We start from the raw sequence: 22,225 nt of genomic DNA, 5'->3' as shown, positions 1-22,225 counted from the left end.
GCTTGAGACACAGTGTCTGAATAGTCCCGATGAGGTACTTTTCTGCCATGCATCGCGTCGTCGCCCTGGTGACCGGACCGCAGGCGAGCTTCGAGCTCGGCTGTGCGGCGGCCGTGTTCCGCGAGGCGCCGTACCGCTTCAGCGTCTGCACCGAGCGGCCCGGAAACGTCCGTACCACCGAGGGTTTCGACCTGGTCGTCACGTCCGGCCTGCGCGCTCTCGACCGCGCCGACACGGTCGTCGTCCCCGGCTGGCTGCCCATCAATCGCGAGCCGACGCAATCGGTACTGCGTGCGCTGACCCGCGCCCATCGACGCGGAGCACGCCTGGTCAGCATCTGCTCCGGTGCATACTTGCTCGCCGCAACAGGTCTGCTCGACGGCCGCCGAGCCGCGACCCATTGGCGGTACGCCGATGAGCTGCAGCACCGGTTCCCCGCCGTACAAGTGGATCCAGACGTGCTGTACATCGACCACGGTGACGTCGCGACGAGCGGAGGTTCCGGCACCGGGATCGACCTGTGTCTTCAGCTGGTGCGCCGCGATTGCGGTGCCGCCCACGCCGCCCGGGTTGCGCGGCAGATGGTGATGCCGCCACACCGTGAAGGTGGTCAGACCCAATACCGAACGGAGACGCCGCAATCGCCGCAGTCGTTGGGCGTTGTGCTCGATTGGGCGACCGATCACCTCGCCGAACCGATCACCATCGACGACCTCGCGGCTCGGGTCAACGTCTCGCCGCGCACCCTGGCCCGCCGCTTCGAGGAGCAACTCGGCCTCGCGCCCGGTCAATGGTTGCTCACCCAACGAATCGCCAGAACCCGTGTCCTGCTTGAAGAAACAGACCTGCCCGTGGAGACCATTGCAACCCGCGTCGGCCTCTCGTCCGCGACCAACCTGCGCAGACGCTTCCGCGCCGCCCTCCACACCACTCCAAGCGCTTACAGAAGGGCGTATCAGGGCAAGTAGTCGCCCGAGTCGTCCAGCCTGATGTAGTGCTCGATCCGCGGATCGTCCGGATCGCCGCCGTACAACTCGACGAACCGCCGGGCCGCCGGCGGACCGCCGTACTGCGGGTTGAGCGTCCCGCGCAGACTCTTGAACATCAGCGCCAAATCGACGTACCGATCACCGGTCCCGAGCCGGCTCAAGTCGAGCACGCCGGTGAACCGCAGTGTCGTCGGGTCGATGAAGACGTTCGGCGCCGCGTAATCCCCATGGGTCACCGCGTCGCCCGAGCCCGGGAACAACGATGGAAAGGGACACCCACTGAGCTCGTCCAACGCACGCAGGCCGTCGGCGATCGCGACCAGCACGGCGGGACGGTCAGCTGCCGGCCAGGGCTGGGAGGCATCGCGGCCGGGAAGCTCCGTGGTCAGCAGCCAGTTGTTGCCGCGGTCAACGATCTGAGGACAGGGAAAGCCGGTCGAGCCGAGCCACGCCAGCCGGTCGCCCTCAGCGTCGACACCGGGGCCCACCTTGTAGTACAGGCGTTCCGCCGCACGCTCGAGCCGGACGACGGTGGCGTCGGAGCAACCGACCTGGATCGGTTCGGCGCCGGAAGCGCCGAACCGATCAATCAGAGCATTCAGATCCACTCACCGAAGATTACGGTGCAACGCCGAGATCAGCTCCCCATTTCCGGTGTCGCCGTCGAGCGACCAGATCATCGCGCCACCCAGGTCGCGGTGCGAGATGTACTGCGCCTTGCGGGCCATCTCGACCGGGTCGTCCCAGGTCCAGAACGTCGTACCGTCGAACAGCCAGGCGAACCCGGCCCTGTTGTCGCGGTAGACCGTGTAGTCGGACAGATGAGCCTTGAGCAGGCGGTAGTCCTCGGTGCCTGCCTCGTACGTCGCCGGCGCCGGGCCGGTCGATGTCTGGAACAGCCCGTGGTTCGCGTTCGTCACGCCGGTCCAGCCGTGTGAGTAGAACGGCACACCCATCACCAGCTTGTCTCGTGGCGCACCCCTGGCCAGGTAGGAGTCGATCGTCACCTGCGAGCTGAATTCGGGCGTGGTCGGGTCACCCTTGGGTCCGTCGATCGCGGACTGCTGGTTGGTGAGCGTCTCCCACGGACCGTGGTAGTCGTAGCCCTGCGTCGAACCGAACGTCAGGTCCTTGAACAGCTTGCGGACCTCGAACCCCTTGTCGATCATCGTCGGGTTCGCCGGCAGGAACGCGGTCAGGTTGTAGCGCCCGGGCCGTCCGGACAGCCGGTCCAGCTGCTTGCGGTACTCGTGCACCAGCGCGGTGAAGTTCTGCTTGTCCTCCGGCCGGATCACGTTGCCCGGGTTGCCGTCGCTGGCCGGCCACTCCCAGTCGAGGTCGACGCCGTCGAAGATGCCCTTCGCCGCACCCGCGGGCAGGCCCGGCAGGTTGCCCTTCAGCCACATGTCCAGGCAGGACTTCACGTGTGCGGCCCGCGAGGCCGGCGTGAGTGCCGCGTCGGAGAAGTGCGCCGAACCGGTCCAGCCGCCGAGCGAGATGCTGATGTGCAGCTTCGGGAACTTCTGCTTCAGCTCCTTGAGCTGGTTGAGATTGCCGTTGAGCACCTGTCCGGGCTCGTCGGCCTTGCCGTTCACGCTCTGCTCGGCGCTGAACGGTCGCTGGTAGTCGGCCCACGCGTCGCTGCTGATGCAGTTCCCCTGGGCGTCGACGAAGCCGAACGCGTAGTTGATCTGGGTCAGCCGGGCCGCGGCCCCGCTCTTCACCAGATCGTTGACCAGATAGTTCCGGTCGTACCCACTCCAGTTGGTGTAGTAGCCCACGACGCGCTTGTCGCTGCCGTGCGCCTGGGCAGGCATCGCGACGGTCATCGGGACGACCATCGTCGCTGCCACCAGCAGCCCCACACTCCGACGTTTCATTGCACCCCCATCGGTTGTTGCGCACACAGTAGGACTGCCCGTGGACTTACACAATGTCTCTGCAATAACTGAAACGACTGACGGAATCAGTCAGTCGTCCGGAGCCTGACCCGGAGGCCGTCGGTAGGGTCGCCGGTATGACGACTGTGCAGGCGGATCTGGCGCCGACCGGTGTACTGCGGGCCTCCATCAACCTCGGGAATCCGGTGCTGGCCCAAGGCACGCCCGACGAGCCGGCCGGCGTGACGGTCGACATCGCCCGGGAGCTCGCGAAGCGACTGGAGTTGCCGTTGGAGCTGGTCTGCTTCGACGCCGCCCGGAAGTCGTTCGAGGCGATGACGACCGGTCAGGCGGACATCTGTTTCCTGGCCATCGACCCGGCCCGGGCGGAGGAGGTTGCCTTCACGGCGCCGTACGTCGTGATCGAAGGTGTCTTCGCCGTACCACGGGACTCCGCGCTGACCACGGTCGCCGACGTGGATGCGGCCGGAGTGCGGATCGGGGTCAAGCAGGGTTCGGCGTACGACCTGTACCTGACCAGAACGTTGCAGCAGGCAACGGTTGTCCGGGGCGAGGAAGGCGTCGACGCGTTCCTCGCCGAGGGTCTGGAGGCGACGGCCGGCATCCGGCAGCCGATCACCCGGTACGTCGCCGAGCACCCGGACGTCCGCCTGATCGACGAGCGGTTCATGCAGATCCAGCAGGCCGTCGGCACCACCCGTACCAAGAGTGCCGAGACCGTCGCCTACCTCCATGACCTGGTCGAGGAGCTCAAAGCCTCCGGTTTCGTCGCCGCATCGCTCGCCGCCTCCGGTCAGGCGGACGCTGCCGTCGCTCCGCCTGCCTGAGCTGCCCTTACGGGCAGTAGTCAGGCAGCAACCTGCCGTGGCAGGTTCTGCTGGCAACCTTTTGGTCCAGTCCGGACATCTACCGTTGAGTGGCCGCCCGGCTCCGCTCCGTGAGGAAGGCTCCGGCGGCCCGATGTGAGGACAACGATCGGGAGGGACTCATCGTGGTATCCACACCACGATCGAGGCGCCTCGGCGTAGCCGCCGTCGCCTCGATCGCCGCCCTGGGGCTCGGGCTGTCCGCCCCGGGCCAGGCTTCGGCCGGACCGCAAGCGAACCCACCAGGCCCGCAAGCGCACCCACTGGCCGCGAACGCCACCAAACCAGCCGCCAAACCCAAGGACCAGAGCGTCACACTGATCACCGGTGACCGGATCACGTTGCAAGGCGGCGATCCGGCCCGGGCCTCGGTGCGACCCGGAGCCGGCCGCAGCAAGGTCGCCTTCAGTACGTACCGCCTGAAGGACCACCTGTACGTCGTACCGTCGGACGTCCGCGAGAAGGTGTCCGGCGGGAAGCTCGACAGCCGGCTGTTCGACGTGACCGGACTGATCAAGGACGGGTACGACGACAAGTCGAGCAGCACGCTGCCGCTGATCGTCACCTACACCGGCAAGGCTCAGAAGCGTGCCTCGATCCCGGGGACGAAGGTCTCCCAGCAGCTGCCCGTCATCAACGGCGCCGCGCTGACGGTGACCAAGCCCGCGAGCGTCCTGACCGGGGCCGGGATCGACAAGATCTGGCTCGACGGCAAGCGCAAGGTCACGCTGGACCAGTCGGTCCCGCAGATCGGTGGACCGATCGCCTGGCAGGCCGGGTACACCGGCAAGGGCGTCCCGGTCGCGGTGCTGGACACCGGCATCGACAAGTCGCACCCGGACCTCGCCACCCAGGTCGTCGGCGAGAAGAACTTCACCGACGCACCCGACGGCGACCACTTCGGCCACGGCACCCACGTCGCCTCCACGATCGCAGGTACGGCGGCCGCCTCGGCCGGCAAGTACAAGGGCGTGGCTCCGGACGCGAGGCTGTACGACGGCAAGGTCTGTGACGACGGCGGCAGCTGCCAGGACTCCGCGATCCTCGCCGGGATGGAGTGGGCCGCGACCGAGATCAAGGCGAAGGTCGTGAACCTCAGCCTGGGCGGCACCGACTCCCCGGGCATCGACCCGCTCGAGGAGGCCGTGAACCGGCTGACCGCCGAGACCGGCACCCTGTTCGTGATTGCCGCCGGCAACGACGGACCGACCGAGCGCACGATCGGTTCGCCGGGCAGTGCGGACGCCGCACTCACCGTCGGCGCCGTCGACAAGCAGAACGGGCTGGCCGACTTCTCCAGCCGCGGCCCGCGCGTCGGCGACGGAGCCGTCAAGCCCGACATCAGCGCGCCGGGAGTCTCGATCGTCGCAGCCAAGGCGAAGGACTCGATCATCGGCGAGCCGGTCGGCGACCAGTACCTCCGGCTCGACGGTACGTCGATGGCGACGCCGCACGTGGCCGGATCGGCCGCGATCCTGGCCCAGGAGCACCCGAACTGGAAGGCCGCCGAGCTCAAGGGCGCGCTGATGGGTTCGGCCAAGCCGGCTGCCGACCAGACCGCGTTCGAGCAGGGCGCCGGCCGGGTCGATGTCGGCAAGGGCATCAAGCAGACCGTGATCGCCGAGCCCGGCGACATCTCGTTCGGTACGGCGGTCTGGCCGCACGACGACGACACCCCGGTCACCAAGACGGTGAGCTACCGCAACCTCGGCGACCAGCCCGTCACGCTCGACCTGGCCGCCTCCCTGAACGGTCCGGACGGCAGCCCGGCCCCGGCCGACGCCTTGACCCTGAGCGCAACCTCGGTCACCGTCCCCGCCGGCGGTACGGCGTCCGTGCAGGCCACCTCGAACACCAAGCACAACGGCCCGGACGGCCTGTACTCCGGCCGGATCACCGCGACCGGCGGCGACGTGAGCGTCACGTCGGCGATCGGTGTGGAGAAGGAGAAGGAGAGCTACACCCTGACCCTGAAGGCGATCGGTCCGGACGGCAAGCCGGCTCCGGTCGACGGCCTCGTGACCGGGATGGACCAGGACCTGTTCCAGTTCGTCGGCGACGGTAGCGACACGCTCTCGCTGCGGATGCTGAAGGGCGAGTACCTGGCGACGACCAGTCAGTTCGTCGAGCAGCCGGACGGCAACTTCACCAGCTACAACCTCGTGCAGCCGTCGATCCAGCTGACCAAGGACACCACGGTGGTGTTCGATGCGCGGCTCGCCAAGCCGGTCAAGGTGACCGTGCCGCAGGCCGACGCACAGGTCGCGCTCGCCGACGTCGGCTTCGACCGCACGTCCGCCGACGGCACCCGCGGACTCAGTTATGGGGGCTTGTCGTTCAACTTCGACGGCGTCTACACCGCGCAGCTCGGTCCGGCGCTGCCGCCGGAGCAGATGACCGGCCACGTCGCCTCGCAGTGGGCGAAACCCGACGCCAACGGCAGCTTCAACAACTCGCCGTACCTCGTCGGGCAGCTGAACACGTTCCCCGGGGTGATGCCGACCGGTTTCGTCCGAGCCGTCAAGGCGAAGGATCAGGCCACCGTCAAGCAGGCCGCTAACGCGACCGGTGACCGGCTCATCGAGCGGATCGTGACAGGCAGCGGGCCGGGGATGGGCGGAAGTTGGTCGCCGGTGCTCGACTACGGCAAGGCTCCGCTGACCACGACGCTGTTCGCGGACGGCAAGCCGTCCACCTGGCAGACCGAGGTGGACGAGATCATCCCGAGCACGGATCCGAACGACCCGTTCCCGCAGACGATCAGCCGGCTCATGTCGCCGGTGAAGTCGTACAAGGCCGGCAAGTCGTATCGGGAGCGCTTCAACGCCGCGGTCCTCAGCGTGGCGCCGGACCTCGCGGCCCGGGCCCAGAACGACCTGGTCGTGTCCGCCTTCGGCCTCGCCGATCCGGACGGGAACAACGGATTCAGCGCCACCGACTCGGAGTCCACCAAGCTGATCCGGGACGGGCAGGTCGTGGCCGAGATGCCGTACTTCGGGTACGTCGAAGCGCAAGGGCTGCCCGCCGACAAGGCGACGTACACGCTCGAGTCGACGCAGAGCCGGCAGTCGTTCAGCACGTTCAGCACTCGCACCGATCTGCGCTGGACGTTCTCCTCGGCAGCAACCGCCGAGCAGACACCGCTGCCGTTGCTCGGGATCCGCTACCGGCCGGAGGTGAACAGCAGCAACGTGGCCAAGCGAACGCCGGTCACGGTGCTGCCCGTCGCGGTCGAGGCGCAGCCCGGTCAGCCGCTGCCCGCGATCAGGAAGCTGACCGTCCAGGCCTCCGGTGACGACGGCAAGACCTGGCAGAACGCCGCGGTCGCGCCGACCGGGCGCGGTTCGTACAAGGCGATCTTCGTGACGCCGAAGGGTGCGGCGACGATCTCGCTGAAGTCGCACCTGGTCGACGGCGCCGGCAACATTACGGATCTGACCGTTATCGGCGCTTATCCGTTGGGCTGAGCACGCAACCCCGGAGACCAGTCACTGCGTTTAGAAGGCTGCGCAGACAACCGATTTCTGGGGAGGCCCTGTGAGTTCGAGATCCATACGGAGCAGGCCCGCGATCGCCGTCGTGGCGGTCGCGGGCCTGCTCGCCGGTTCAACCGTCGCGCCGGCTTATGCGGCAGCACCGAAGACCAGTTCAGCAGCGGGAAAGGACGTCAGCGTCACGCTGATCACCGGCGACCGGGTCACCCTGGTCGGCGGTGACCCGACCAAGGCGACCATCGACCCCGGTGCCGGCCGGCAGCACGTCGGCTTCAACACGTACCGGACCAAGGACCACTCGTACATCATCCCGGCCGACGTCACGAAAGCCGTGGGGGACGGGAAGATCGACCGCCGGCTCTTCGACGTCGCCGAGCTGGTCAAGGACGGGTACGACGACGCATCGACGAGCACCATCCCGGTCCTGACCACGTACGCCGGGACCGCGAAGCGCGCCGTACCGGCGGGGACGAGGGTCACCCGTCAGCTGCCGTCGATCGGCGGCGCGGCGATGAAGGTCAACAAGTCCGACGCCAGGGCCTTCATCGGCTCGGGCGGATTCAGCAAGCTGTGGCTGGACGGCAAGCGGAAGGTGCTGCTGGACCAGTCGGTGCCGCAGATCGGTGGACCGGTCGCGTGGCAGGCCGGGTACACCGGCAAGGGCGTGTCGGTCGCGGTGCTCGACACCGGTATCGACGCGACCCATCCCGACCTCGCGACCCAGGTCGTGGGGGAGAAGAACTTCACCACCGAGTCCGCCGACGATCTCGTCGGTCACGGCACGCATGTCGCGTCGACGATCGCCGGCACTGGTGCGGCCTCGGACGGGCGCTACAAGGGCGTGGCGCCGGACGCGCGCATCTACGACGGCAAGGTCTGCGAGGTCTGGGGCTGCGACGAGTCGGCGATCCTGGCCGGGATGGACTGGGCCGCGACCGACGTCAAGGCGAAGATCGTCAACCTCAGCCTCGGCGGTCAGGACACTCCGGACGTCGATCCGCTCGAGGAGGCCGTGAACCGGCTGACCGCGCAGACCGGCACCCTGTTCGTGATTGCCGCCGGCAACGAAGGTCCGGGTGAATCGACCGTCGCCTCGCCGGGTAGTGCGGACGCGGCGCTGACCGTCGGCAACGTGACCAAGCAGGATGAGCTCAATTCCACGTCGAGCCGTGGGCCGCGGATCGGCGACAGCGCGGTCAAGCCGGACGTGACCGCGCCCGGCACCGACATCGTGGCCGCGAAGTCGAAGGACTCGTCGATCGGCGAGCCGGTCGGTGACAAGTACCTGCGGCTCTCCGGTACGTCGATGGCCACGCCGCACACCGCCGGCGCGGCGGCGATCCTGTTGCAGGAGCATCCGTCCTGGACACCGGCAGACGTGAAGGACGCGTTGATGGGTTCGGCGAAGGTCGCCGCCAATCAGACTTCGTTCCAGCAGGGCGCCGGTCGGATCGATCTGACGACGGCGATCAAGCAGAGCGTGGTCGCCTCGGGCAGCGTGTCGTTCGGCAAGGCGTCGTACCCGCACACCGACGATCAGCCGGTCACGCGCGACGTGACCTTCCGCAACCTGGGCGACGCAGCCGTCACGCTGTCGCTGACGTCCATGTTGAGCGGGCCAAATGGTGCGGCGGCTCCGGCCGGTGCGCTGAAGCTGAGCGTCGACTCGGTGACTGTCCCGGCCGGCGGTACGGCGTCCGTGCAGGCCACGTCGGACACCAGCCTCGGCGGTGTGGACGGGCTGTACAGCGGTCGCATCACCGCGACCGGGGGCGGCCAGACGGTCGTCGTACCCGTGGGGGTCGACAAGGAAGGCCCGACGTACACGCTGACCGTCAAGCTGATCAAGCCGAACGGGGCACCGGACCCGGACTACCCGCTGCTGCTCGTCGGCGTCGACAACGATGCCTTTGGCAACTATGCGCCGGATGAGACCGGTACGGTGTCGATCCGGCTGCCGCAGGGTGAGTACCTGCTCGAGCAGTTCCAGGAGTTCGAGCGGGCGCCCGAGGACTGGATCTTCTTCAAGCTGGCCGCGCCGAGCGTGAAGCTCACCGCCGACCAGACCGTCGTCCTCGACGCCCGCCAGGCGAAGGTCGTCACCACCTCGATCCCAGGCACCACCGCGGTGCAGGCGAACGCTGACATCGGGTACGACCGGGCCATCGAGACCGGCAACTTCAGCAGTGGGTCGTCCGGGTTCCTGTCCGGGTCGATGTACACCTACAGCACCGGCCCGAAGCTGCCGGCTTCCGCCATCACCGGGCACGTCACGTCGCAGTGGGGTGTACCGGGGGAGGACGGGCTGTTCACCAACACGCCGTACCTCTACGGGATCGCCAACTACCAGCCTGGCGAGTTCGTCACCGGGTTCGACCGGAGGGTGAAGCAGTCCGACCTCGCGGTCGTGGACAGCACGGTGAACGCGACCGACGGTGCACGGGTGTTCAAGATGATCGCCCCGCAGCACCCGGGGGCCGACGGTGTGTTCGCGCGCGTCATCCGGCTGGACGTGCCGCGGACGATTCGGTACTACCTCGACGAGACGGCGGGAGGCTGGTCCGGCATCACCCAGCAGGACACCGATGACTCACCACTGCCGATCTGGCAGTGGGAACTCGACGGTGCACCCGTGATCTACAAACGCGGGCACCACTACCAGGAGCGGTGGAACGCGGCAGTGTTCGCGCCGTCGGTGTACGCCGCCACCCGGTCCGCGGACGCGCTGGACATCTCCCTGTACAGCCTCAGCGACGCGGATGGCCACAACGGCTTCATCGCGATGAAGTCCGCGAGTACGAAGCTCTACCGCGACGGGACCGAGGTCGGGTCGTCGGACGGTCTCGGCGTCAGCGTGACGGGCCAGCCGGCCGGTAAGGCGTCGTACAAGCTGGTCACCACCGGCACGCAGGAGATCTGGCCGTTCTCGACGCGGATGGACCTGGAGGCCAACTTCACGTCGTCCGCGGACCAGCCGAGCATCCCCATCCACACCGTCAGCTACCAGCCGGACGTGGACGGGAACAACACGATGCTCCGCAAGCCGGTCACGGTCCTGCCGTTCACGGTCGCGGGTGTGAAGAAGGTGCAGATTCAGTACTCCGGCGACGGCGGAGCGACCTGGAAGCAGGCACCGGTCGCCGGCAACAAGGCGATCTTCCCGACGCCGGCCGGTAAGGCGATCTCGTTGCGCTCGACGGCAACGGACGCAGCCGGCAACAGCACCACGCAAACCATCATCACCGCCTACACAATGCGGTGAGACAGCAGACGCCCCCGCCATCGGCGGGGGCGTTCTGTGGGTGCAATTAGCCGAGCAGGTTGAGCGCCTTCACGGCGTCCCGCTCCTCGCTGAGTTCCGCGACCGACGCGTCGATCTTGCCGCGGGAGAACTCGTTGACGTCCAGGCCCTGGACAATCTCCCAGTTCCGGTCCTTGGTGGTCACCGGGAACGACGAGATCAGGCCTTCCGGTACGCCGTACGAGCCGTCGGAGACGACTGCCATCGACAGCCAGTCACCCTCGGCCGAACCCTTCAGCCAGTCGCGGGTGTGGTCGATGGTGGCGGCCGCGGCGGAGGCGGCCGACGATGCGCCACGGGCCTCGATGATCGCGGCGCCGCGCTTCTGCACGGTCGGGAGGAAGTCGTTCTCCAGCCAGGCCTGGTCGTTGACGACCTCGGCCGCGTTCTTGCCGGCCACCTCCGCGTGGAAGATGTCGGGGTACTGCGTGGCGGAGTGGTTGCCCCAGATCGTCAGCTTCTTCAGGTCGGTGACGTGCGTACCGGTCTTCTTCGCCAGCTGCGCGAGCGCCCGGTTGTGGTCGAGCCGGGTCAGCGCGGAGAACCGCTCGGACGGGATGTCCGGCGCGTTGCTCTTCGCGATCAGCGCGTTCGTGTTCGCCGGGTTGCCGGTGACGGTGATCCGGACGTCGTCGGCGGCGTGGTCGTTCAGCGCCTTGCCCTGGACGGTGAAGATCGCGCCGTTGGCCTCGAGCAGGTCGCCGCGCTCCATCCCCTTGGTCCGCGGCCGCGCACCCACCAGCAGCGCGACGTTCGTACCGTCGAAGATCACGTTCGGGTCGTCGCCGATCTCGATCCCGGCGAGCGTCGGGAAGGCGGAGTCCTCGAGCTCCATCACGACCCCCTCGAGCGCCTTCAGCGCCGGGGTGATCTCCAGCAGCCGCAGCTCCACCGGCGTGTCCGGCCCGAGCAGCGCTCCGCTCGCGATCCGGAACAGCAGGCTGTAGCCGATATTCCCAGCGGCCCCGGTAACGGCCACCTTCACCGGTGTAGTGCTCACGACCACTCCAATTCTGTGCGTTTGGTGTCCTTCGGACGCTAGCAAGGTCCGACCGGGAGCCCAACGCTGGGGGCGGGCCGAATTGCTCACATCCCGATGGATGATTCATCGATCGGCCATTCCGCGTACGGCAGAGGGCTGCCCCGATGCCCAAGGGTGGCAACAGTCCCTGAGGTGTAAGGAGAGTTGCCCATGATGCGAACGGTGTTGTCCCGCCGATTCGTCCCCGTCGCCGCGTCGGTGCTCGCGGTGACCGCCGCGGTCCTGGTCCCGCAGGCCGTCCACCAGTCCGATCCGGACTCGGCCGGGGCGACCGCAGTACAGGCCGCCAAGCACGACGACTTCGTCATCGTCGGGCACCGCGGCGCGGCCGGATACCGGCCCGAGCACACGCTGGCGTCGTACGAGCTGGCCGCCAGGATGGGGGCCGACTACATCGAGCCCGACCTGGTCACCACCAAGGATCACGTGCTGGTCACCCGGCACGAGCCGGAGATCGGCGGTACGACGGACGTCGCGAACCACCCTGAGTTCGCGAACCGGAAGAAGACGAAGATGCTGGACGGGGTCGCGACCACCGGCTGGTTCACCGAGGACTTCACGCTGGCCGAGCTGAAGACGCTGCGCGCCAAGGAGCGGATCCCGGCGACCCGTCAGCACAACACGGTCTTCGACGGCCACTACCAGATCCCGACCTTCCAGGAAGTGATCGACCTCAGCAAGCGCCTGTCCAAGGAGCTCGGCCGGCCGATCGGCATCTACCCGGAGACCAAGCACCCGACCTACTTCCGGCAGCAGGGTCTCCCGCTCGAGCCGGAGCTGATCAAGGCGCTGAACCGCAACGGCCTGAACCGGCCGGACGCCAAGGTCTTCGTGCAGTCCTTCGAGGTGTCGAACCTGAAGGCCCTGGACAAGCAGCTCCGGGTCCCGTTGGTCCAGCTGACCAGCTCGGTCGGCGCGCCGTACGACTTCGTCGCGTCCGGCGACAAGCGCACGTACGCCGATATCTGCAGCGCTTCTGGCCTCCGCGAGGTAGGGAAGTACGCCGACGGCCTCGGTCCGTCCAAGGACCAGATCATCCCGCTGGACGCGGCCGGCAAGCTCGGCAAGCCGACCAGCCTGGTCGCCGACGCGCACCGGGCCGGCCTGGTCGTGCACCCGTACACGTTCCGGGTGGAGAACACCTTCCTGCCGGCCGACTTCGACAGCGACGCGAACCCGAACGACTCGGGCGACCTGTTCGGCGAGATCGCGGCGTACCGCAAGGTTGGCATCGACGGGCTGTTCACCGACAACACCGACATCGCGGTGGCGGAGGAGAAGGAAGCTCGCTGACTGGAATGATGGGTGGGTGGAACGGCGGACGGCCTCCGGGCTGGCGACTGTAGAGGCGCAGCACGACGGGACGTTCGTGCTGCGGATCGACGGGTCGCCGCAGTCGCAGGTTGATCTGGCTGATCCCGCCAACCTGCCGTTCGAGTACATGCGCCGGATCGGCGACGTCGTGGACGCGGTGGCGCCGCGACGTCAGCCGATCGCGGTCGCGCACATCGGCGGAGCAGCGCTGAGCCTGCCGCGGTACGTCGCTGTGACTCGGCCTCGCTCTCGTCAGGTCGTCCTCGAGCCGGACGAGGACCTGACCGACTTCGTCCGCGAGGCGCTCCCACTCCCGAAACGTTCCGGGATCAAGGTCCGCCCGGTCACCGGCCGGGCCGGCATCACCGAGCTGTACGACGACTCGATGGACCTGGTGATCCTGGACGCCTTCGAGCACGAGGCCGTCCCGGCGAATCTCGTCACCGCCGAGTTCTTCGCCGAGTGCGCCCGTGTTCTGCGGCCGACCGGCGTACTCGTGGCAAACCTGATCGACGGGAAGGCCGGGTTGCCGTTCATCCGGCGTACGGCGGCGACCGTGCAGGCCGCGATCGGTGCTGGGGTCGTGCTTGCGGAGCGGAAAATCCTGCGTGGCAAGGGATTCGGGAACGTCATCGTGGTCGCGTCACCGCAGCCCGTCCCCGATCTGACGGACGCTGGTCGCCGGGCCCAGCCGCCGTACGACGTGATGGCGCTGGCCGAACTGGCTGGCAAGGCAGCGGCATTGACCGACGCCGAAGGATTCGTCACGCCGCAGGCGCCGGCCTCAGTCTTCCGGAGCTGAGCCGCTCCACTGCCTCGGCAACGGCGGCGCGCTCGGCCGGCGTCGCGTCGACCGACCGGACCAGGTGGTCGAGCCGGTCGCGACCGGCCAGCCTCGTACCTTGAAGCCAGGCTTGGATCGTGGCCCGAGGAATGCCGGTCAGCTGCTCGAGCGATCGCAACGATCGCGGTCGCGCGAGTGCGGCGACAGCAGCACCCAGCTCTTCCAGGGTCTCCGCGTTCTCCAGCAGTCCAACGATGTCTCGCGGATCGCGACTCGCCTCCTCCCACCGCCGGCGCCATACCGGCATCAGATCGGCGGGTACGCCGCAACCGGTCAGGAAGGCCGCGGTCACGTCCCAGGTCGGGAGGTGCTTGCCGTTCGTCGCGCGGACGAGGTGTGGATGGGAGTAGTGGGCGCGGTCAGCCAACTGCCGGTAGCTGAGGCCGGCCTGACGTCGGACTCGTTGTAATGCGGCTGCGAAAGCATCTTCCACGTGTTCAAACATAACTCAACATGTTTCAACAGAGCAAGGTCCGGTTAGGCTTGGTCCGTGTCTGTCGCGAAGGTTTCCGCCCTGGCGTACTACCCGGTGAAGGGCCTGGCCGGGATCCCGGTCGACTCGGCCGAGGTCGGTCCGACCGGTCTGCTGAACGATCGGCTGTTCATGCTGGTCGAGCCGGACGGCACCTTCCTCAGCCAGCGCAAGCTGCCCGCGATGGCGACGATCCACGCCGAGCTGGCCGGCGACAGCCTCCGGTTGTCCGCCGCCGGTGCCGCTTCGCTCGAGCTCGCGATCCAGTACGACGGCAAGCGGCGCGACGTCAGCCTGTTCGGGAAATGGTTCGGCCAGGGCGTCGTTCAGGACTCGGCCGCGGACGAGTGGTTCACGGCCCGCCTCGGTACGCCGGCCGCGCTGGTCCGGGTCACGCCCGAGCACGACCGGCCGGGGTGGGGTGCGCATCGCGGACTGACCGGGTTCGGCGACGCGCACGCTTTGATGATCACGTCGGAGTCGTCACTCGACGGGCTGAACGAGCGGATCGTCGAGCACGGCGGCGATGCGATCCCGATGAACCGGTTCCGGCCGAACATCGTCGTGTCCGGCTGGCCGGAGCCGCACACCGAGGACAAGGTGTTGCGGATGACGGCCGGTTCGGTCGAGATCGGCTACTCGGCCCGCGGCATCCGGTGCGCGGTTCCGACGGTGAACCAGGCGACCGGGGCCAAGGCCGGTCCAGAGCCGACTCGGACATTGGCGACGTACCGGCGTGAACCGGAGTACGGCGGTGGGGTCAGCTTCGGGATCAAGGGCGCAGTACTTGCCGGAGGCACCATTCGGGTCGGCGACGAGATCGCCGTCCGGGAATGGATCCCGGACGGCGCCGATCCCGCGCAGAACTAGCGGCTCTTAGCAGGCGAGCCGGTAGCGGCCGGTGACGGCCTTGTAGGAGCAGGTGTCGATCGTCTTGCCGGCCGGGGTCTGGAAGCGGGCGGTGTCGCCGGTGTTGTTCCAGATGTAGTTGCCCGAGTTCCAGTACAGCGTGAGCGCGCGGTTGCGGTTCTTGCCGGTGCGGACGATCACCGTCGACCGGCCCGGCAGCACGTAGCCCCGCGGGAACACGAACACGTGGTTCGCGACATCCAGGATCCGGAAGCCGGACAGGTTGATCGGCCGGGTGCTGATGTTGCGGACGGTGATGAACTCGTTGTTGATCTGCGCGTTGGTGCGGACGTCGGTGCCCGGCGGGTCGTACTGGATCCCGCTGAGTACCGCCGTGATCGCCGCGTCGGCCGTCAGTGGTGCGAGCACCGCCGTACCGGCCAGCAGAACAGCGGCCGTTCCGGCGGAGAAGAGCGTGCGGAAGCGTCGTACGAACAAAAGGATTTCCCCCTTGGCAGTGGGCCGATTTCCCCCCGGCCCGATGAACACAACTGCCGGTTCCCCCCGGCGCTCGCACGCTAGTCGTTACGCTCCGTGCTCGTCAAGGGCTCAACCAACGGTCGTCGCGACCCCGGGTTCGAGCACCTTCACCCGGTCCGCCAGACCGGCGTCCTGGAACGCGGCCACGAACTGATCCGGGCCCTCGGTGAAGTGCGCCCAGCCCTCGGTGTGCACCGGAATGATCGTCGCCGGCGTGAGCAGTTGCGCGGCCTCGACCGCCTCCGTCGACGTCAAGGTGAGGCTGGCCCCGTCGAGCAATCCGGTCCGAGCGGCACCCGCGAACAGCACCGCGACATCAATCGGCGCGAACCGGTCCGCGATCTCCTTGACCAGGCCGATCGAGGCGTTGTCGCCGGAGACATAGGCAGTCGGAATCCCGTCGCCCTGCAGGACGAACCCGGTGACGACGCCAAGGATCTTCTCGGCGCCTTCCGGACCATGCAGCGCGGGTACGGCGGTCACCGTGATCACACCGCCGTCCGGCCGGGGCAGGTCGATCGACTCCCAGCTCTCGAGTCCGCGAACGCCGGCGATGCGGGTCGCCGCACCTGGCGTCGACAGGACGGTCGGCATCGACGGCAACAGCGCGCGGCCGGCGTCGTCAAGGTTGTCCTTGTGCTCGTCGTGCGAGACCAGCACGACGTCGATCGGACCGAGCTCCGCGGCCGGGATCGCCGGACCGGTCAGCTTGGTCATCACCCGGTTCCCGAGCTGGTAGTCCTGCGGTGCGTCGAAGGCGGGGTCGGTCAGGAACGTCAGGCCACCAAGGCTGAGAACGGCGGTCGGACCGCCGATGTGCGTGATCTCCATGACCACGATCCTCCTGTGTGGTGCCCTGCCTCACCATTGGCCCGGGAGCCACACTTACCGAAGATCGGGCCATACTGTTGGCATGCGAACTGTCGCGGTTCTCGCGTACGACGGGATGAGCCCGTTCCACCTGTCCGTGCCGTGCCTGGTCCTCGGCGAGCGCCGCGGCGGCTCGAAGCAGTACGACGTACTGGTCTGTGCGGAGCAGCCGGGATCGATGCGGACCAACGCCGGCTTCGGGATCACCGTGGACCACGGGCTCGAGGTGATGGACCGGGCCGACGTGGTGGTGCTGCCGAGTTGGGAGCCGGGTCTCGAGGCTTCCGACGTACTGCTGGATGCGATTCGGCGCGCGCATGGGCGGGGAGCGACCGTGGTCGGGTTGTGCGTCGGGGCGTTCCTGGTCGCGGAGAGCGGGATCGCCGAGGGCCGCGAGGTGGTGACGCACTGGCGGTGGGCGGATCAGTTGCAGGCCCGGCATCCGTCGCTGAAGGTACGGGCCGACGTGCTCTGGTCCGATCTCGGCGATCTCATCACCTCGGCGGGTACGGCGGCATCGCTGGACTGCTGTCTGCACCTGGTACGGACCCATCACGGGGTCGAGGAGGCGGAGAAGGTTGCCCGCGACATCGTGGTGGCGCCGCATCGGAGCGGGTCACAGGCGCAGTACATCCCGGTGCCGGTGCCGCCGGATCCGAGCGACGACGTGATCGAGAAGGCGATGGTGTGGGCGCGGGCGCGGCTCGACCAGCCGGTGTCGCTGGACGAGTGGGCGGCCGCGGTGGCGCTGTCACGGCGTACGTTCACGCGGCAGTTCCGGGCGCGGACGGGGAGTTCGGGGCAGGCGTGGTTGTTGCGGCAGCGGCTGGACCGGGCCCGGTTGTTGCTGGAGACAACCGATCTGCCGGTCGAGCGGATCGCGGGGGAGAGCGGGTTCGGCAGCAGCGACGCGCTACGCCACCATTTTCACACCGTACTGGGGACGACGCCGGTGCGGCATCGGCAGGAGTTCTACAGCAGCACCAGCAGGATGTAGACCACGGGTGCGGCGAACGTGACGAGCAGGATCCAGGCCATCATCCGATGCCCGGGCTTGCCGCGGTCGAGTGAGGACGCGAACGACAGCACGGCGCCTTCCTCGGTGTGCCGGCTCAATCCCATCCGCCTGGCCTCCTCCGGCCGCGGATCCGGCCGCTCCTCGGCGAACGCGTCCGGATGAATCCCGTAGTGCGCGGGCGCCTCCCGATCCACGTCGTCACGCTCGGAAAACATCCAGCCTCCCGCGGGTTGGTGGACCAGGTCGTCTACCCATGGTCGCACTCACCACCCCGAACGGCCCCGCAAATCCACAACCTGTCCCTCCACGCATGCAGAACCCACGCAAAACCCCCTCAGACGGGCTGTCCGAGGGGGTTCTGCCTGCGTGCAGATCCGGCTACTACGAGAAGTCGGCTACCCAGGCGACTCGGGTCGGCTTGGAGCCGATGCAGAGGCCGAGCAGGTCGATCGACGTGCAGTGCGCGTACGTCTTCCGGCCGACGCCCAGGGTGGTCAGGCCGCAGTTGAGGATCGTGCTCCGGCTCTGCGCCATCATCTGGTCGTACGCCTGCTGAGCGCTCCAGTTGTCGCCGCCGGCGGTCGACTTCGACGAGCCGCTGCTGTTGGTCGAGCCCGACTTGGCCCGGCTGCTCGCGTCGGAGCGTGCGCTGTCGGTGATGCCCGGGTCCTGCTCGAGGCCCTTGCAGCCGTTGTTCTTACGGGCGCTGTCGAGCATGTCGAACAGTTGCAGCTCGTCGCTGTTCATACCGCCGTCCCGCGCCGGAGGTGGCGGCGGCGGGGTGCTGGTTGGAGTGGACGTCGGGGTTGGGCGGCCGGTACTGACGGTGCGGCCGGGGGACGTCGGGGCCGCGGTGGCTCGCTCGGATGTCGGCGTGTCCGTCGGGTCTGTGGTGCTGGGGGTGGTCGACGGGACCGTGGTCGGGCTCGCGGAATCCGTCGGCGTGTCCGTCGGTGACGCGGTCGGAGTCGTCGTCGGGGTGACGGTCGGCGTGGTCGTCGGGGTGACCTTGGGAGTGGTGACCCGCGATGACGGGGTTGCGACGGCGGCCTTTGTGGTCGGGGTGATGTAGGTGTCGTCGGTCCGGGTGACCATCGGTACCGAGGCGTCCGCGTCGTCGTTCTGCGGCTGGTGCAAGAGGATCCACGAGATCGGCGTGATCACCAGTACGACGGACGCGATCGCAACAATCGACCGCCGCCCCCGAGCCCGCCCCGCAGCCGCCGACCGAGCCGCAGCCCGCCCACCCCGCCCGGATCCAGAACCAGAACCAGAACCACCCGGTCCCGAACCACCGGGCCCAGAACCACCAGGCCCAGACGACCCACGTCCACCGGCACCCGCTGCACCACCGCCAGCGCGACCAACGTGCGCTCCATCAAGGCCAGCAGCACCAACACCGGCCGCGCCGAAGCGCGCGCTCCTGTCGCCGGAATCGTCAGCGGAGTCGCCGAGGCCGGATGCGCCGAAGCGGGCGGTGGTGTGGCTGGGGTCGAGATCCGCTGGGTGGCCGAGGCGTGTGGCGGCTGCGCCGGTTGCGCCGAGGGTTGACGCGTTGGCGGCTGCGCCGGTTGTGCCGGCCGCGTCGCGTTCGGAGGGGGTGGGGTGGGTGGAGCGGCGGGCGGTGGTGGCGGCTAGGTCTTGTGCGGCTGCGCTGGCGGCGGTTGTGCCGGCTGCTGCGCCGTCTCGCCCGGCCCGACTGCCCCTCGCGTCGTTCCCGCTGGCGTTCGCCGCGCCGGCGGTTGCCGGGGGTGTGGTTGGGCGGGACGGGGTTGGGTCGGCCGTGGAGGGTTCGATGCCTAGGGAGGCCCAGTCGTCGGATGCTCGGCGGGAGGACCAGGAGGCGGCGGTTTCGCCGAGGCCGGTGCGTTCGCTGCGGCCGGTGCGCTCTGTGCGCTCGCTGCGATCCGAGCGTTCAGTTCGCTCGGCCGGTTCCGCGGACTCCGCGCGGCGAGCGGCGCGACGGGCGCGGCTGGGCGGCTCGGGGTCGTCGCCGGCGATCGACTGCTGGACCCACGACGGAGTACCGCCGGCAGGCCGTCGCGCCGGGAGCCCAGCCTCAGCAGACCCCGGCTGACCGGACCCCGGCTGACCGGAACCTGGCTGACCGGTCCCCGGCTGACCGGACACTGGCTGACCAGTGGCGTCCTCGGGGGCGGTGTAGCTGGGCAGGGCTCCGCGTGGGGCGTACTGCGGGGTGGCCGGGCGGGACTGGTTGCCTCCGGCCCAGAACGGGGACTCGTTGGACGCGCCGGCGGACTGCGCGGTGGCCCAGAAGGGCGACTCGTCGCTGTTGCGCGGTGCGTAGCGGGGTGGTTCGGGCGGTGCGGGCGGGGTGGTCTCCGCGGGCGGGGTGGACCGGTTGCCGGAACGCGACGAGCGTGAAGCTGCTCGGGTCGCCTTCCTGCGTGGTTTGTACCGGCCGTTACCGGACTCGGACATTATTTCTTTGTTCCCTTCAAAGTCGCGCCCCCAAGACGTGCCTCATCAGCCGTCTCACCGGAGCCCCCCAGGAACGTCCGGCGACATGACAAGGTCGGATCTACCCGCGGCGACCAGCCGTGAACCGGCCGGACATTGTGGGCCTGAGACAACGTCTCGGCCGCACTCGGTGATCTCTGCACAATGACAACCACGGCCGGCCTCAGCTCCGGCCGAAGTCCTGGACCCAGCTGCCCGGTCCGTAGTCCGACTTGACCTTCCCGGAGTCGTAACCGATGCCGATCGTGGTGAACTTGCAGTTCAGGATGTTCGCGCGGTGGCCGTCGCTCTGCATCCAGGCCGCGACCACCTTCTGCGCGCTGTCGTAGCCGGCCGCGATGTTCTCGCCCCAGCTCGACCCGCGGTACCCGGCGGCCCGCATCCGGTCGCCCGGATCCTGACCATCGGGGTTGGTGTGGTCCATGTAATGCCGCCGGACCATGTCCGACGCGTGCTTCCCGGCCGCCTCGACGAGTGAACTGTCCAGCCGGAGCGGTCCACAGCCCTGCTGCTCGCGGATCTGGTTCGTGTAGTCGAGGACCTGACGCTCCTGCGCGTTCGTCCCGCCACCGCTGGTCGGGGGCTGCGGGGTGTCGCTCGGCGTCGGCTCGGTGGTCCGCGTCTTCGTCGGCGTACTGCGCGGCGTCGTGCTCGTAGTAGTCCGGGTCGGCTTCGGCCGACCGCTGCTCGTCCGTGTGGTTCCCGGCGAGGTCGGCGCGGTCGGCGGAACAGTCACAGTCGTCACGCCGACGGTCGGAGCCGTCGGCGTTGTGAGTACGCCGGTGGGCGTGTCACTCGGCGTACCGCTGGTCACCGGAGTCGTCGACGTCGCCGCCGGACCGAGTGCCGGCGTACCGACGACGGCAGTGGTCGTACGACCGTTCGGCAGCGTCTTGGTGATCGTGACGAGCGGAGTCCCGTTCGTCGTACCGTCCGCCGATCCGCCGTCGACGCGCGTGTCCTCGGACACGTTCAGCACCTTGGTGGAATCGTCGACGGTCGACTTGTCGTGGGACATCAGCCAGACAACGGGGCCGATGGCAAGCAGAACCGACAGCGCGCTGACGATCGGGCCGACCAGGCCACGGCTCCGCCGGGGAGCTCGTCTACTGCCGCGGTGCCGCCGGGGGGGAGGCGAATCCGTCATGGGATGGGCGAATCCTCTTCGTTTTTTCGTTGTGCCGAGTGTCGCGTCGTTCCCCGTGGTCCAGCCAGGTCCCCCCTGGTTACCGAACAGCGACCTTAACGGACACGCGAGGTCATCGTTACAGGTCTGCGACGCCTCTTAACGATTCCCGAAGGTTCTTCCGCCAACGATTAACGAACGGTCCTTGAACGGACGATCACCCGCCGAAGTCCTGCACCCAACTACCGTTGCCCCAGTCCGGTTTGACCTGCCCGCTGTCGTACCCGATGCCGATCATCGTGTAGGTGCAGTTGAGGATGTTCGCGCGGTGGCCCGGGCTGTTCATCCAGCCGGTCAGGACCGCGGCCGCGCTTGAGTAGCCGACGGCAATGTTCTCGGCCATCGCACCGCCCTTGAAGCCGGCCGCCTTCATCCGGTCGAACGGGCTGCGGCCGTCCAGACTGTCGTGCGCGAAGTAGTGCTTGTCGACCATGTCGGCCGCATGCGCCTCGGCTGCTTTGGTCAGCGAGCTGTTCGTCCGCAGCGGTCCGCAGCCGGCCTTGGCCCGCTCCTGGTTGGTCAGGGCAAGTACTTGCGCCTCGGCCGGACCTGACCCGCCACCCGGCTTGGTCGTCGTCTTGGTCGGCGTAGGCGTTGCGGTGTGCGTCGGCTTCGACGTCGACTTCGTGGGGGTCGGCGTACGAGTACTGTCGCGGCTCGGTGCTCTGGTCGACCGAGTCGGCGTCGGAGTCTTCGTCGCAGACCGAGTCGGTGTCGGCGAAGCAGTAGGTGTCGGTGTGGCCGACGGTGCAGGCGTCGTACGGCGCGGTGTGTACGACGGACTGGTCGGGCGGACCGGAGTCTTGGACGCGTCGTCCACGGTCGTGATCGGGCTCTCCTGGCTCGTCACCTTGCTGCTGCCGGTCTCCCGCAGTACGAACCACCCGACGCCCACCAGCAGGACCAGAGCCGACAGCGACGCGATGAGAGGCCCGGCCACTCCGCTTCCGAGTGACCGCTTGTGGTTCGTCATGGTGTGCACCTTTGCCCAGGTCGGCGTTTACCGACCCATGCAAGGGCACCCCTTCACAAACCTTTGACTATCGCAATCGTTTCAA

At 68.2% G+C, this 22,225-nt stretch carries 18 protein-coding genes; 8 read left to right on the top strand and 10 right to left on the bottom strand.

The features are described 5' to 3' along the window. Nucleotides 1–47: 47 nt before the first annotated feature. Complete coding sequence (locus EV650_RS33935; protein WP_134123245.1) at nucleotides 48–968, top strand: GlxA family transcriptional regulator; 921 nt, start codon at nucleotides 48–50, stop codon at nucleotides 966–968. On the opposite strand, the gene EV650_RS41535 is transcribed toward EV650_RS33935, so the two are convergent. Continuing rightward, nucleotides 956–1,597 (bottom strand): phosphotransferase, encoded by a 642-nt coding sequence (locus tag EV650_RS41535; RefSeq protein ID WP_134123244.1) that lies wholly within the window; start codon nucleotides 1,595–1,597, stop codon nucleotides 956–958. The two genes, EV650_RS33935 and EV650_RS41535, sit on opposite strands and share 13 nt — an antisense overlap. After that, nucleotides 1,598–2,869, bottom strand: coding sequence for a glycoside hydrolase family 18 protein (locus EV650_RS33925; protein ID WP_134123243.1), 1,272 nt, complete (start codon nucleotides 2,867–2,869; stop codon nucleotides 1,598–1,600). It lies immediately after the preceding gene. A 137-nt stretch (nucleotides 2,870–3,006) separates the two neighbouring features. Here EV650_RS33925 and EV650_RS33920 point away from each other — a divergent pair, with 137 nt between their 5' ends. From EV650_RS33920 to EV650_RS33910, 3 genes are all read left to right on the top strand, one after another. Next, on the top strand, nucleotides 3,007–3,717 hold the full coding sequence (locus EV650_RS33920) for a transporter substrate-binding domain-containing protein (RefSeq protein ID WP_134123242.1): 711 nt from the start codon (nucleotides 3,007–3,009) through the stop codon (nucleotides 3,715–3,717). A 164-nt stretch (nucleotides 3,718–3,881) separates the two neighbouring features. Further along, entirely contained in the window at nucleotides 3,882–7,223 is a 3,342-nt protein-coding gene (locus EV650_RS33915; RefSeq protein ID WP_134123241.1) for a S8 family peptidase, read from the top strand. A gap of 70 nt (nucleotides 7,224–7,293) precedes the next feature. Then, nucleotides 7,294–10,512, top strand: a complete 3,219-nt coding sequence (locus EV650_RS33910; protein ID WP_134123240.1) for a S8 family serine peptidase — start codon at nucleotides 7,294–7,296, stop codon at nucleotides 10,510–10,512. Nucleotides 10,513–10,558: 46 nt separating this feature from the next. Here the strand turns inward: EV650_RS33910 and EV650_RS33905 are convergent, their stop codons facing one another. Continuing rightward, entirely contained in the window at nucleotides 10,559–11,551 is a 993-nt protein-coding gene (locus tag EV650_RS33905) for a malate dehydrogenase (protein ID WP_134123239.1), read from the bottom strand. 192 nt (nucleotides 11,552–11,743) lie between these two features. Between EV650_RS33905 and EV650_RS33900 the strand changes: the two genes are divergently transcribed. Beyond that, a complete protein-coding gene (locus EV650_RS33900) occupies nucleotides 11,744–12,886 on the top strand; it encodes a glycerophosphodiester phosphodiesterase (protein WP_238174654.1) in 1,143 nt (380 codons plus the stop codon). 16 nt (nucleotides 12,887–12,902) lie between these two features. Next, nucleotides 12,903–13,709 (top strand): spermidine synthase, encoded by an 807-nt coding sequence (locus EV650_RS33895; RefSeq protein WP_134123238.1) that lies wholly within the window; start codon nucleotides 12,903–12,905, stop codon nucleotides 13,707–13,709. On the opposite strand, the gene EV650_RS33890 is transcribed toward EV650_RS33895, so the two are convergent. Further along, a complete protein-coding gene (locus EV650_RS33890; protein WP_166678373.1) occupies nucleotides 13,672–14,184 on the bottom strand; it encodes a helix-turn-helix domain-containing protein in 513 nt (170 codons plus the stop codon). The genes EV650_RS33895 and EV650_RS33890 overlap by 38 nt on opposite strands. A gap of 57 nt (nucleotides 14,185–14,241) precedes the next feature. Between EV650_RS33890 and EV650_RS33885 the strand changes: the two genes are divergently transcribed. After that, nucleotides 14,242–15,093 (top strand): MOSC domain-containing protein, encoded by an 852-nt coding sequence (locus EV650_RS33885; RefSeq protein ID WP_134123236.1) that lies wholly within the window; start codon nucleotides 14,242–14,244, stop codon nucleotides 15,091–15,093. A 6-nt stretch (nucleotides 15,094–15,099) separates the two neighbouring features. Here EV650_RS33885 and EV650_RS33880 read toward each other — a convergent pair whose 3' ends face one another. Both EV650_RS33880 and EV650_RS33875 read right to left on the bottom strand, forming a co-directional pair. Then, nucleotides 15,100–15,570 (bottom strand): lamin tail domain-containing protein, encoded by a 471-nt coding sequence (locus EV650_RS33880; RefSeq protein ID WP_166678372.1) that lies wholly within the window; start codon nucleotides 15,568–15,570, stop codon nucleotides 15,100–15,102. A gap of 111 nt (nucleotides 15,571–15,681) precedes the next feature. Next, on the bottom strand, nucleotides 15,682–16,443 hold the full coding sequence (locus EV650_RS33875; protein ID WP_134123234.1) for an MBL fold metallo-hydrolase: 762 nt from the start codon (nucleotides 16,441–16,443) through the stop codon (nucleotides 15,682–15,684). 82 nt (nucleotides 16,444–16,525) lie between these two features. Between EV650_RS33875 and EV650_RS33870 the strand changes: the two genes are divergently transcribed. Continuing rightward, entirely contained in the window at nucleotides 16,526–17,479 is a 954-nt protein-coding gene (locus EV650_RS33870; RefSeq protein ID WP_134123233.1) for a GlxA family transcriptional regulator, read from the top strand. Here the strand turns inward: EV650_RS33870 and EV650_RS33865 are convergent. From EV650_RS33865 to EV650_RS33850, 4 genes are all read right to left on the bottom strand, one after another. Further along, on the bottom strand, nucleotides 17,455–17,715 hold the full coding sequence (locus EV650_RS33865; RefSeq protein WP_134123232.1) for a hypothetical protein: 261 nt from the start codon (nucleotides 17,713–17,715) through the stop codon (nucleotides 17,455–17,457). The genes EV650_RS33870 and EV650_RS33865 overlap by 25 nt on opposite strands. Nucleotides 17,716–17,881: 166 nt before the next feature. Beyond that, nucleotides 17,882–19,942 carry a hypothetical protein gene (locus EV650_RS41225; RefSeq protein ID WP_238174653.1) on the bottom strand — a complete coding sequence of 687 codons (2,061 nt, stop codon included), beginning with the start codon at nucleotides 19,940–19,942 and terminating at the stop codon, nucleotides 17,882–17,884. Nucleotides 19,943–20,144: 202 nt separating this feature from the next. Further along, the gene (locus EV650_RS33855; protein ID WP_134123231.1) at nucleotides 20,145–21,128 is read right to left on the bottom strand and encodes a CAP domain-containing protein; all 984 of its coding nucleotides are present in this window, start codon (nucleotides 21,126–21,128) and stop codon (nucleotides 20,145–20,147) included. Nucleotides 21,129–21,324: 196 nt separating this feature from the next. After that, entirely contained in the window at nucleotides 21,325–22,140 is an 816-nt protein-coding gene (locus tag EV650_RS33850) for a CAP domain-containing protein (protein WP_134123230.1), read from the bottom strand. Nucleotides 22,141–22,225 lie beyond the last annotated feature (85 nt).

Source organism: Kribbella kalugense (genome assembly GCF_004365875.1).
Taxonomy (GTDB): domain Bacteria; phylum Actinomycetota; class Actinomycetes; order Propionibacteriales; family Kribbellaceae; genus Kribbella; species Kribbella kalugense.
Note: the sequence above shows the minus strand (reverse complement) of the source record. Positions and strands in the feature narration are given on the sequence as shown.

Bases quoted from the DNA above. Each gene is read 5' to 3' on its own strand.
- EV650_RS33935 (WP_134123245.1), top strand. From the start codon at position 48: ATGCATCGCGTCGTCGCCCTGGTGACCGGACCGCAGGCGAGCTTCGAG.
- EV650_RS33925 (WP_134123243.1), bottom strand. From the start codon at position 2,869: ATGAAACGTCGGAGTGTGGGGCTGCTGGTGGCAGCGACGATGGTCGTC.
- EV650_RS33920 (WP_134123242.1), top strand. From the start codon at position 3,007: ATGACGACTGTGCAGGCGGATCTGGCGCCGACCGGTGTACTGCGGGCC.
- EV650_RS33900 (WP_238174654.1), top strand. From the start codon at position 11,744: ATGATGCGAACGGTGTTGTCCCGCCGATTCGTCCCCGTCGCCGCGTCG.
- EV650_RS33875 (WP_134123234.1), bottom strand. From the start codon at position 16,443: ATGGAGATCACGCACATCGGCGGTCCGACCGCCGTTCTCAGCCTTGGT.
- EV650_RS33870 (WP_134123233.1), top strand. From the start codon at position 16,526: ATGCGAACTGTCGCGGTTCTCGCGTACGACGGGATGAGCCCGTTCCAC.
- EV650_RS33865 (WP_134123232.1), bottom strand. From the start codon at position 17,715: ATGTTTTCCGAGCGTGACGACGTGGATCGGGAGGCGCCCGCGCACTAC.
- EV650_RS41225 (WP_238174653.1), bottom strand. From the start codon at position 19,942: ATGTCCGAGTCCGGTAACGGCCGGTACAAACCACGCAGGAAGGCGACC.
- EV650_RS33855 (WP_134123231.1), bottom strand. From the start codon at position 21,128: ATGACGGATTCGCCTCCCCCCCGGCGGCACCGCGGCAGTAGACGAGCT.
- EV650_RS33850 (WP_134123230.1), bottom strand. From the start codon at position 22,140: ATGACGAACCACAAGCGGTCACTCGGAAGCGGAGTGGCCGGGCCTCTC.